Source organism: Nocardioides sp., assembly GCF_035429765.1.
Lineage (GTDB): Bacteria > Actinomycetota > Actinomycetes > Propionibacteriales > Nocardioidaceae > Nocardioides.
Genome location: NZ_DAOMFK010000324.1, coordinates 1 through 1,899, shown reverse-complemented (window position 1 = coordinate 1,899; position 1,899 = coordinate 1). Strand labels below are relative to the sequence as shown.

The 1,899-nt window shown below is 73.6% G+C and carries 2 protein-coding genes; both read left to right on the top strand.

Annotated features, from left to right (window positions below):
- Window positions 1-1,714 (top strand): eCIS core domain-containing protein (locus PLP61_RS16795; RefSeq protein ID WP_324503941.1); only part of this gene is annotated, 1,714 nt, incomplete at its 5' end.
- Window positions 1,711-1,899: hypothetical protein (locus PLP61_RS16790; RefSeq protein ID WP_324503939.1), on the top strand; the 189-nt coding region annotated here is incomplete at its 3' end. The genes PLP61_RS16795 and PLP61_RS16790, both read left to right, overlap by 4 nt.

Genomic DNA, 1,899 nt, shown 5'->3' with positions numbered 1-1,899 from the left:
GGCGTCGGCGCTGCTGGCGCGGCAGGTCGTCCGCCGCCTGCCGTCGGCCGGCGTGCCGTTGCCGGATGCGACCCGGGCGGCGTACGCCGACGCGGGGCACGACCTGAGCCACGTGCGCGTGCACCGGGACGCCTACGCGGCGGACACCGCCCGAGCCTTCGGCGCACGGGCGCTGACCAGCGGGTCGCACGTGCTGCTGGGCGCCGGTCAGACGGGTGCTGCCGCCGACCGGGTGCTGGTCCACGAGGTCGGGCACGCGGTCGCCCAGCGGCGGACCGGCGAGCCCGTGGTCCAGCTGGACGCGATCGACACGGTGCGGGACCTGCTGTCCTACGGCGTCCTGGACTGGGCGGTCACCGACTCCGAGTCGATGGAGGCGCTGGCGCTGCTCGCTGCCCTGCCGGACGCCCAGCTCACCGCGGGGCTGGCGCGGCTGGAGAGCAAGTACGTCGACCGGTTGCTCGACAACCTGCCCGGCGCGGCCCGCTCGGGGCCGGGCTACCAGCGGGTCGTGCAGGCCCTCGGTGTGTCACGGACGGTGGGCAGCGCGGTCTCGAACCTCAGCTACGGGCTGTTCGACTGGGCGGTCACCGACACCGACGTCCTCGGGGTCTACAACACCTTCGTCAACCTGGCGCCGGCCCAGCAGGAGCCGTTCCTGATGGCGCTGCAGAAGGCCGGCCGGTTCGGCCGGCTGGTCTCGAACTCCAGCGCCGGCCACCTCAGCCTGTACCTGCACCCGTGGATCCGCGGGCTCACGCCCGGCGGGCTGACTCCGGACCAGCGGACCCTCCTGCACACGGTGGTCGAGAACACCGACGACCTGACCACCCTGACCCTGGCGACCCAGACCCGGTTCAACATGCGGGTGGGTCCCACGACCCAGACCGGCCGGACGCCGGTGCCCTGGGACGCCACCCAGCTGCAGCGGACCTACCTGACCCTGGACCAGCTTCCGGAGGCACACACGGCAACGAACCGTGAGCTCACGGGGCTCGGGCAGTTCAGCCAGCCCGCGTCCGGGAACCTGATCACCGCCGGCGTCTACCAGGGCAGCAAGCGCGAGCTGGCCATCAACGTCAAGGGCGGCGCCGACGCGGACACGATCCGGCACGAGACCGGTCACGCCGTGGACCGGCGGATCGGCTACAGCACCGGTCCCGAGCCGGCCAAGCCCGAGCGTGGCGGCTGGCTCACCTACGCCACGCACGCGGCCGCGGCGACCGACATGGTCGCCGACGCGAGCGCCGGGATCGCCGGACTCACCGCACCGCAGCAGACCGACGTGGTGAACGAGCTCGCCACCTCCATGGCCAACCGCTCGGTCACCGGGCAGGTCGCCCGGGTGAAGGCCCGGCCGTGGTGGGCGGCCCTGCCCGCGGCGGTGAAGAGCAGCGTGACCGACGACCCGTCGTTCGAAGCGGTCGGGGTGGGGCTGGCGAAGCCGTGGTACCGCCCCGACGGCGGCACCCACCTCGGGAGCCACATCTACCAGGAGAGCTACCCGCCGACCTGGGTGCGCTACGAGCACCAGGCGCGGGCCCGCAAGCTCACCGACTACCAGTTCCGCGACGAGGGGGAGTGGTTCGCCGAGTGCTACGCCTGGTACTACACACCGGACTCACGCGGGAAGGGCATGCGGCTCAACGACAAGGACACCGACACCAAGCAGTGGTTCGACGCGAACGTCGACCCGGTCGTGGGCACCCGATGAGCACGGGCGGGCGCGACGAGCGCACCCTGCGCGAGGCGATCACCTCGCGGGCGGTCGAGCTCGGCGCCCGGGTGCGGCCCGACGACCTTCGCCTGCAGTACGCCGACGTTCCCGGCGCCCCGGCGTCCCGGCTGGTCCCCGCGACGGGGGGCGCCGCGGGGTCCGCGGACGGGCGGGGGGGGCGG